The organism is Streptomyces sp. NPDC090045 (assembly GCF_044747975.1).
Classification (GTDB): Bacteria; Actinomycetota; Actinomycetes; order Streptomycetales; family Streptomycetaceae; genus Streptomyces.
Window position 1 is genome coordinate 454,650 of the sequence record NZ_JBIVFA010000005.1, and the last position, 8,958, is coordinate 463,607.

Sequence of the window (8,958 nt, forward strand, 5' to 3'; positions counted from 1 at the left end):
TCGGCCCAACGACACGCGACCCCACTGCTCCGAACGGCCGCCCCGCGCCCCACCCGTACGCCGAGACGACAATCATTGCCCGGCGTCACCCCTCGTGATACACAGAGTGACCGCATGTTCTTGCGCATGCACACCGCCCCTGCCCAGGTCAGAGCGCGGAGGCCGGGCGCGGTCCGCGAGATCGGGTAAAGAGAGCCGTCAAGTCGACGACGGCGGCGGTTTCATCAGCGAAGATAGTGCGTAACCCCTGCCGTCGGGCAGTGGGCTTCCGGAACTACCCATACAGGGGCGGTGAGTTACATGATCCTGGCAGCCGAAAAGGGCGACATCACCACCATCATCGGCGGAATCGCCCCGAACTGGGGGCCGTTCGGCAGTCTCGGCAACGAAGCGAAGGTCATGATCGAGGTGGTCATGGCCGTGGCGATCCTGCTGTGCCTGGGCATCGCCATCTGGGGGGCGGCCAAACAGCGGATCGGCGCGACCGCCCTGCGCGACACGTTCAGCGCGGAACAGGGCAAGGGCCTGATCGTGGCCGGCCTCACGGGCGTCTTCATCATCGGCTCCCTGGGCACCCTCTTCACCATCGTCTACGGAATGGCCGTCTAGCCGGGCCACACCGCGGCCGTACTTGATGAGGACTCACCACACCGCGCCTACGCGGGAACCAGCGCTACCGTCGTACGACGCGGAGGGGGCCGACACGGAATGAGCAACGACGACCAGTACGGCGGCGGCCACGGCGAGGTCGGCGGCACGGGACAGACCCGCACCCGCCTCCCCGACTCCCCCGCCGACCCGTACGGCCCCACCCGCCGCACCCCCCGCACCGCCCGCAGCCTGGTCACGGTGGTCGGCGTGGTGGTCCTCCTGATCGCCGCCATCGCGTTCGCGAACCAGTCGCCGGACAATCCGTCGGACTCCTCCTCCGACAAACCCCCGACGTCTTCCTCCACCACCCCGACAGGCACCTCACCGGTGACGGAGAAGAACGCCGGCATGCCCTCGGGCTTCGCCCAGGATCAGCAGGGCGCGCAGTCGGCCGCAGCGAACTTCGCGGTGGCACTGGGGTCTGACGCCATGTTCAACACGACGAGACGCCGCGCCATCGTGGACGCAATCACGGAGGAGAGCAGCCGCACCAAGCTCCAGGCCGGGTTCGACGCCGACTATTCGGCGGGCCTGCTCTCCCAGATCGGCCTCACGAAGGACGGACTGGCCCCGGCGGGCTCCACCTTCGTCAGCCGGACCATCCCGGCGGGGACCAAGGTGAACAACTTCGGCAACGGGTCCGCTTCGGTCGACGTGTGGTGCATCGGCATGTTCGGTCTGACCGGCGACAAGTCCACTCGCCCCGTCACCAGCGGCTGGTTCACGATCTCGATGACGCTCAAGTGGAACGGCTCCGGCTGGAAGGTCGTCGAAACCTCACAGAAGGACGGCCCCACCCCAGTCACCGGCGACACCCCGGTATCCACCTCCGAGGAGATCGGCGGCGCGGTCACCGAATTCGGAGGGTTCACCTATGCCCGGTAACCGCCGGCTGCCGCTCCGAAGGATCGGCGCGCTCACCGCGGTCCTCCAGACCGCGGTCGTTCTGTTCGCGGCGCGCGCGACGGCCGCGCCCGATCCCACCCCTACGCCCACGCCGACGCCATCGGCGAGCAAGGACCCTTGCTCGCTGATCGCCGGTCCCGCCAAGGAATACTGCGAGCGCGGCGAAGGCGGCGGAGCCCCCCGCACCGGCCTGGCGCCCAGCGACCCGACCGAGGCCCTCAACCCCCTCGCCTCCCTCGCCAGAGGCTGCGCAGACGCCGCCTCCTGGATCGTCACCAAGCTCAGCGAAGCCGTCACCGGCTCGGCCGAAGTCGACTTCACCAACGCCACCTTCCTCAAGCAGTACTCCGTCGTCTTCGCCGCCTCCACCATCCTCACCCTCGTCCTCTGGCTCTTCGCCGTCGCCAAGCGAGCCGTCCGCGGCGTCCCCCTCACCACCGCCATGTCCGAAGCCATCGGCTTCCTCTGGCTCACGGTCCTCGCCTCCGCCTTCACCCCCCTCGTCCTCTACACCGTCGTCTCCGCCACCGACGGCGTCACCGAGGTCATCGCCTCCGCCACCGGCGGCCAGACCGACGTCTTCTTCGGCTCCTTCTCCGAAGCCCTCAAGAAGGGCGACGACATCGGCGGCGGCCCGATCATGCTGATCGTCGTCGCGCTCGTCACCGTCCTCGCCGCCGGTGTGCTCTACCTGGAGCTCTTCATCCGGGCCGCCCTCCTCTACGTCGGCGCCCTCCTCGGCGTCGTCGTCTACTCCGGCCTCGTCGACCGCAACCTCTGGGGCCACGTCCGCCGCTGGGCCGGCATCATGATCGCCGTCATCCTCGTGAAGCCGGTCATCGTCATCGTCCTCGGCCTCGCCGGAGCCCTGACCGGCGAAAAGGGCCCGAACGCCTTCTCCGCCGTCGTCACCGGCCTCGCCATCATCCTCCTGGCGATCTTCGCCTCCGCGATGATCTACCGCTTCGTCCCCGGCTTCGGCGACGAGATCGCCTCCGCCCGCTCCAACCGCAGCAAGGCCACCGACGGCGCCCAGGCCGCAGCCGTCATCAGCTCCCCGGCCTCCCTCGTCTCGCAGGGCATCAAGACGCACAGCAGCCGCGGCGCCCACCGCGGTGGCGACGGCGGAGGCGGCAACAACGCGCCCCGCCCCGCCAACCCCCTCTCCGGAGGCGTGGCCGCCCACAGCAGCCGCCCCACCTCCGGCGGCGGCGCCGGCGGCGGATCTGTCCCCTCCGCCGCACCCGCCCCCCGCACGAGCTCGAGTACGAGGAACACAGGAGGTGACGGGCGTTGACGACCCAGTCCCACCAGCTGCACCCGGTCGCGCCCCGCCGCACGTATCTCATCGGCCGGGCCCGGCCGAACGCGATCGTCGGCAAGAACCGCGAGACCGGCGAGATCGCCCTGATCATCGCCGGGGCGTTCTTCGGCATGATGAGCGGACTGCTCGTCCCCGACCTGACCCTGCGCATCGTCAGCCTGGCCGGCTTCCCCATGCTCGCGCTCGCCGCCGTGTACGTCCCGTACAAGGGCCGCACCTTCTACCGCTGGTTCGAGATCAGCCGCAGCTACAAGCGCACCCTGCGCCGCGGCACCACCTACCGCTCCGGCGCCATGGAAGCCGGCGTCCGCGCCGTCGACGGCCGCGAGGTCGAGGTCGGCCCGCCCCCCGGCATCGGCCGGATCAGCTGGCTCGCCGCCCCCTTCGGCCCCGACGAGATCGCCGTCCTCCTCCACGCGGACCGCCGCACCGTCACCGCCGCCATCGAGATCGAGGGCCCCGGCGTCGGCCTGCGCGACAGCGAGGACCAGGAGGCCCTCGTCGACCGCTTCGGCACCCTCCTCAAGCACGTGGCCAACGGCGACGGCTTCGTCACCCGCATCCAGATGCTCGCCCGCACCCTGCCCGCCGACCCCGACGCGCACGCCAAGGACGTGGCCCAGCGCGGTGACACCCAGGCCCCCGGCTGGCTGCGCGAGTCCTACGACCAGCTCCAGTCGATGGTGTCCACCTCCTCCGAGCAGCACCGCGCGTACCTCGTCGCCTGCATGCACTACACGCGCGAACTCGCCGCCGAGGCCCACACCATCGCCCGCGCCGCCACCCCCCGCAAGGGCCGCAAGCTCGACCGCGACGCCGGCCTCGCCATCGTCATGGCCCGCGAGCTCACCGACATCTGCGCCCGCCTCGCCGAAGCCGACATCCGCGTCCGCCAGCCGCTGGGCCAGGGCCGCCTCTCCTCCCTCGTGCACTCCATGTACGACCCGGACCACCCCATCGACCACATCCAGGCCATGACCAAGCGCAACGCCTGGCCCGCCGAACTCGACGCCGTCGAGCCCACCTTCCTCCAGGCCAAGACCCGCGAGTCCTCCACCCGCGCGCCCTGGTGCCACGCCACCGCCTGGGTAAAGGAGTGGCCGATGACGCCCGTGGGCGTCAACTTCCTCGCCCCCCTCCTCGTCCACACCCCCGACGTCATCCGCACCGTCGCCGTCACCATGGACCTGGAGCCCACCGAGGTGGCCATCGAGCGAATGCTCACCGAGAAGACCAACGACGAGGCCGACGCCTCCCGCGCCGCCAAGATGAACCGCACCGTCGACCCCCGCGACATCGCCGCCCACGGCCGGCTCGACCAAAGAGGTGAAGATCTCGCGAGCGGTGCGGCCGGAGTCAACCTGGTCGGGTACATCACGGTGTCCTCGCGTTCGCCCGAAGCCCTCGCCCGCGACAAGCGGACCATCCGCGCCTCCGCCGGCAAGTCCTACCTGAAGCTGGAATGGTGCGACCGCGAGCACCACCGCGCCTTCGTCAACACCTTGCCGTTCGCCACCGGCATCCGACGCTAGCTGGAGGGAAGTGCCGCCCATGCGAGATCCCATGTCCGCCCTGACGGACGCCTTCACCAGCTTCCTCTTCGGCAAAGTCGAGACCACGCGCCTGCCCGTACGCACCTCCACCGGGCAGGCGCAAGCCGTCTACCTGCCCACCGCCGCCCCCGGACTCGGCGACTCCGGCGTCATCATCGGCCGCGAGGTCTACAGCGGCAAGGGCTACATCTACGACCCCTTCCAGCTCTACGGCCAGCAGCTCCCGGCCCCCCACTGGCTCGTCCTCGGCGAATCCGGCAACGGAAAATCAGCCCTCGAAAAGACCTACGTCCTGCGCCAGCTCCGTTTCAAGGACCGCCAGGTCGTCGTCCTCGACGCCCAGGGCGAGGACGGCGTCGGCGAGTGGAACCTGATCGCCCAGCAGCTGGGGATAACCCCCATCCGCCTGGATCCGATCGCCGCGAACGACGACGGCATCCGCCTCAACCCCCTCGACCCGGCCATCACGACGACCGGGCAGCTCGCGCTGCTCCGGACCATCATCGAAGTGGCCATGGGCCACGGCCTCGACGAGCGCGCCGGCTTCGCCCTCAAGGTCGCCCACGCCTACGTCGTCGACACCATCCGCGACCGCCAGCCCGTCCTCACCGACATCGTCGAGCAACTGCGCCACCCCGAGGCCGAATCCGCCCTCGCGATGAACGTCGACATAGACGATGTCCGGGCCTGGGGCCTCGACGTGGCGCTCGTCATCGACCGTCTCGTCGACGGCGACCTGCGCGGCATGTTCGACGGCCCCACCACCGTCGGCATCGACCTCGACGCCCCGCTGATCGTCTTCGACCTCTCCCACATCGACCGCAACTCCATCGCCATGCCGATCCTCATGGCGATCGTCGGCGTCTGGCTGGAGCACACCTGGATCCGCCCCGACCGGAAGAAGCGCATCTTCCTGGTCGAGGAGGCCTGGCACATCATCAACAGCCCGTTCGTGGCCCAGCTGTTCCAGCGCCTGCTGAAGTTCGGCCGCCGCCTCGGCCTGTCCTTCGTCGCCGTCGTCCACCACCTCTCCGACGTCGTCGACGGCGCGGCCGCCCGCGAGGCCGCGGCCATCCTCAAGATGGCCTCGACCAGAACCATCTACGCCCAGAAGGCGGACGAGGCCCGCGCCACCGGCCGGGTCCTCGGCCTCCCCCGCTGGGCGGTCGAGATCATCCCCACCCTCACCCCAGGAATCGCCGTCTGGGACGTCAACGGCAACGTCCAGGTGGTCAAACACCTGATCACCGAAGCCGAACGCCCCCTCGTCTTCACGGACCGCGCCATGACCGAATCCTCCGCCCCCACCCTCCTCTCCGAAGACATGCTGGCCGCCGAACTCGAAGCGGAGGAACGCGCCCTGTCCATCGAACGCAGCCGCGGCAACGGCGGCCCGGGTTCCGCCACCACGGTGGCCTGACCATGCACGACGCACGACGTACGGAGTCCCCCGCGCGCGGCGGCGGCATCCCGGACGGCCTGCTGGTCGGCCTGCTGGCCTTCCTCCTCGGCCTGGCCGTCCTCGTCTGGACGGCCACCGGCCTGGCCGCCGTCTTCGCCAAGGGCACCTGGCCCGACACCGTCACCTTCACCCGGACCCCGGAAGCCGTGCGCGCCCTGATAACGGAGCCGCACGACATCGCCGCCGCCTGGCCGGACACCGACCCGGCAGCCCTCTCGGGCTGGGGCCTGTTCTGGGGCCTGTTCGTCAGCCAGCTCCTGGTGCTGTTCGTACTCACCGTCTTCGCCATCGGCGTGATCGCCCGCACCAAGTCCCGCCACGCCCGAACCAAACAGGCCGCCCCGCCGGCGTTTGAGGCACCGTCCTACGCTGCCACCCCAGCCGCGCCCAATCCAGCCCCGCCGGCGTTTGAGGCGCGGGGGCTTGGGGGCAGCGCCCCCAACGGACCGCCCGCAGCGGCCACACCAGCTCAGCCCCCCAATCCAGCCCCGCCGGCGTTTGAGGCGCGGGGGCCTGGGGGCAGCGCCCCCAGCAACGGCGCCGCGCCGTCGGACGAGGCCTACCGCTACGGCTTCGGCCTGGCCCCCCAGCCGGCGGCAGCCACGGCCCCGGCCCCGGCTCCCCGAACCGGCATGACATACGGCGGCCCAAACGACCGCTTCCGCGCCGCCGCCCAGGCAATCGGCGAGGCTGAGGGCGCAGCCCTCGTCCTCACCTCCTCCCCCACCCTCTGGGCCGAGACCAAGGACGCCCGCGCCAAACTCGGCCCGGTCCTCCTCTACGACCCCTCGCACCTGTGCGACACCCCGGCCCGCATGCACTGGAACCCCGCCGAAGGCTGCGCCGACCGCGACACCGCCGCAGCCCGCGCGATCGCCCTGCTGGCCCCCGTACGCCCGCAGGCCCGTATGGACGCCGCGGTCGCCGACACGGCGGAAACGCTCCTGCGCAGCTGGCTCCAGGCCGTAGCCCTGGACGACCGCCCGTTCAAGCAGCTCCACCGCTGGACCCAGGGCAACAGCGCCCAGGACCCGGTCCGCATCCTCCGTACGCACCCCCAGGCCGCCCCCGGCGCCGCCGGCGAGCTGGAGAGCGCCCTCACCGCCCACCCCGAACGCCGCGAGCAGGCCCAGCACCTGACGGCCCGTGCCCTCTCCTGCCTGACCTCGATCCACATCCGCGAGGCCTGCAACCCGAACCGAACAGATGCGCTCACCCTGGCATCGTTCGTGACCGAAGGGGGCACCCTCTACATGGTGGGTGAACCTCTGGAGGATCCCCGCACCCACCCGGGTGCGATGCCCCTGCTGACCGCACTCGCCTCGCACGTGGTCGAGCACGGCCGCCGCATGGCCGCACGGTCATCCCACGGTCGGCTCGACCCACCACTGTCCCTGGTCCTGGACGACGTGGCCGCCGTGGCCCCGATCCCCCAGCTCCCGGAACTCCTGGCCCAGGAGACCCTCCCCCTGCTGGCCCTGTGCCGCAGCCGCGAACAGGCCCGCTCCCGCTGGCCCGGCGCGGACCTGCCCTAAGGCCTCGGGACCACGAACTCCAGCTCCATGGCGGACGGGTCGCTCAACAGCGGCACGCGCACACCGCTGTCCTGGAACCCGATGCGCCGGTAGAAGGCCTGCGCCCGCTCGTTCCGCTCGTGCACGTAGAGCCGTACGCGCTCCAGCGCGGGCCCCTCCAACGACCAGGCCCACTCCAGCCCGGCCCGGAACAGCTCCTCGGCGAGCCCGGTGCCCCGCTGGCCCTCACGGACGAAGACGCCGACGACGTGCCCCTGGGTCGTCTCGATCTCCCGGTCGAGGAAGTCGGTGGTCCCGAGCTCCTCGACGAGCACGGTCACGGTCCCGTTCCACACCCCGTCGGGCCCGACGGCCACGAACTGCCGCACGGCCCGCCCCGAAGCGGCCCCGGCCGTCCGCTCCTGCCAGAAACTGTCGGGCCGCGCCTCGGCGAGCTCGGCGGTGTCGAGGAAGGCGATGGGCGCGACGGCATCGTGGAGCGAGGCGATCCGCAGCTCCTTGGCCTTCTCCCACTCGTCGTCACGCACCGGACGTATCACATGCTGGATGTCACTCATGGTTGGTGATCCTAACCAGCGGGACATGGAGACTTCATCCATGAATCCGCACGTCAAGGCCCTCCGGCACGTCACCGCACTCTCCTCCGGCCCACCCCTGGACCCGACCCTCGCGGTAACCCTGAACTTCCACCCCGACCGCTGGTCCGGTGACCGCGCGATCCTCACCGCCCTCGCCGAGGACGGTGTGTACCGCTCCCAGTTCGTCACGGGCACCGGCAACGGGGGTCTCACCGCCCACCGCGGCGGAGCCCGCTGGCAGCGGGAGAGCCGCATATTCGGCGGCGCCTACGACGAGGCCCCACCCGAATCCCGCCCGGTCTACGGCGCCTTGAACTTCCGCCACGACCCCGCCGGCGCGGCACCTCGCTTCGGCTCGGCCCATTTCCGCCTCACTCCGGCGGCTCTGCCCCGCACCACCTTCTGCTATCCGGACAGCTACCTGGAGCCCGAATCCTTAGGCGTCGCGGACCGCATGTCCCTGATCGCCCTGGCCGAGGCCGACGACCAGGACGCACTGGACGACTACATCGAGGCCCAGGTCCACACCCCGGTGCTGCTCTCCCGCGATGTCGCCGCTCTCGTCCTGGACCCCAGCTACCGGGACACGGAGATCGAGGCCGCAGCCGCCGAGCTCCCCTGCCCGACCGAATGGCACCCGGGCTTCCAGCTCACCGTCCCCGAACTGCGCCAACACCCCGAATATCGCGGCCAGGAGTACGTCGACCTGGGCACGGAAATCGCCGTCGCCGGTCGGCTCACCCCCCGCATCCTCGGAGAGGCAGCCCGCACGGGCCGGTACGACGAGCAGGCGCTGAAACGGGTCTGGCACTACCTGGCCCGCTTCGGCAACCACCGGAACTCACCTGCCCGGTGAACGCAGAAAAGCCCCGCACCGAACCCCGAAAGGTTTGGTGCGGGGCTTCCCGCAATGATTGTTCGGCGGCGTCCTACTCTCCCACAGGGTCCC

The 8,958-nt window shown here is 70.6% G+C and carries 8 protein-coding genes; 7 read left to right on the forward strand and 1 reads right to left on the reverse strand.

Features of this window, described 5'->3' with window-relative positions; genetic code table 11:
* Window positions 1-300 precede the first annotated feature (300 nt).
* From ACIPYQ_RS17540 to ACIPYQ_RS17565, 6 genes are all read left to right on the forward strand, one after another.
* Entirely contained in the window at window positions 301-609 is a 309-nt protein-coding gene (locus ACIPYQ_RS17540) for a hypothetical protein (RefSeq protein ID WP_008742356.1), read from the forward strand.
* A gap of 99 nt (window positions 610-708) precedes the next feature.
* Entirely contained in the window at window positions 709-1,536 is an 828-nt protein-coding gene (locus ACIPYQ_RS17545) for a hypothetical protein (protein ID WP_401251812.1), read from the forward strand.
* Entirely contained in the window at window positions 1,526-2,854 is a 1,329-nt protein-coding gene (locus ACIPYQ_RS17550; RefSeq protein ID WP_401251813.1) for a hypothetical protein, read from the forward strand. Before ACIPYQ_RS17545 ends, ACIPYQ_RS17550 begins: the two co-directional genes overlap by 11 nt.
* Window positions 2,851-4,413 (forward strand): SCO6880 family protein, encoded by a 1,563-nt coding sequence (locus ACIPYQ_RS17555; protein ID WP_401251816.1) that lies wholly within the window; start codon window positions 2,851-2,853, stop codon window positions 4,411-4,413. Before ACIPYQ_RS17550 ends, ACIPYQ_RS17555 begins: the two co-directional genes overlap by 4 nt.
* A gap of 19 nt (window positions 4,414-4,432) precedes the next feature.
* The gene (locus ACIPYQ_RS17560) at window positions 4,433-5,854 is read left to right on the forward strand and encodes an ATP-binding protein (RefSeq protein ID WP_319732619.1); all 1,422 of its coding nucleotides are present in this window, start codon (window positions 4,433-4,435) and stop codon (window positions 5,852-5,854) included.
* Window positions 5,855-5,856: 2 nt separating this feature from the next.
* Entirely contained in the window at window positions 5,857-7,431 is a 1,575-nt protein-coding gene (locus ACIPYQ_RS17565; RefSeq protein WP_401251819.1) for a type VI secretion protein, read from the forward strand.
* On the opposite strand, the gene ACIPYQ_RS17570 is transcribed toward ACIPYQ_RS17565, so the two are convergent.
* The gene (locus tag ACIPYQ_RS17570; RefSeq protein WP_401251873.1) at window positions 7,428-7,979 is read right to left on the reverse strand and encodes a GNAT family N-acetyltransferase; all 552 of its coding nucleotides are present in this window, start codon (window positions 7,977-7,979) and stop codon (window positions 7,428-7,430) included. The genes ACIPYQ_RS17565 and ACIPYQ_RS17570 overlap by 4 nt on opposite strands.
* Window positions 7,980-8,028: 49 nt before the next feature.
* Between ACIPYQ_RS17570 and ACIPYQ_RS17575 the strand changes: the two genes are divergently transcribed.
* Window positions 8,029-8,865 (forward strand): DUF3626 domain-containing protein, encoded by an 837-nt coding sequence (locus ACIPYQ_RS17575; RefSeq protein ID WP_401251822.1) that lies wholly within the window; start codon window positions 8,029-8,031, stop codon window positions 8,863-8,865.
* Window positions 8,866-8,958: the final 93 nt, after the last annotated feature.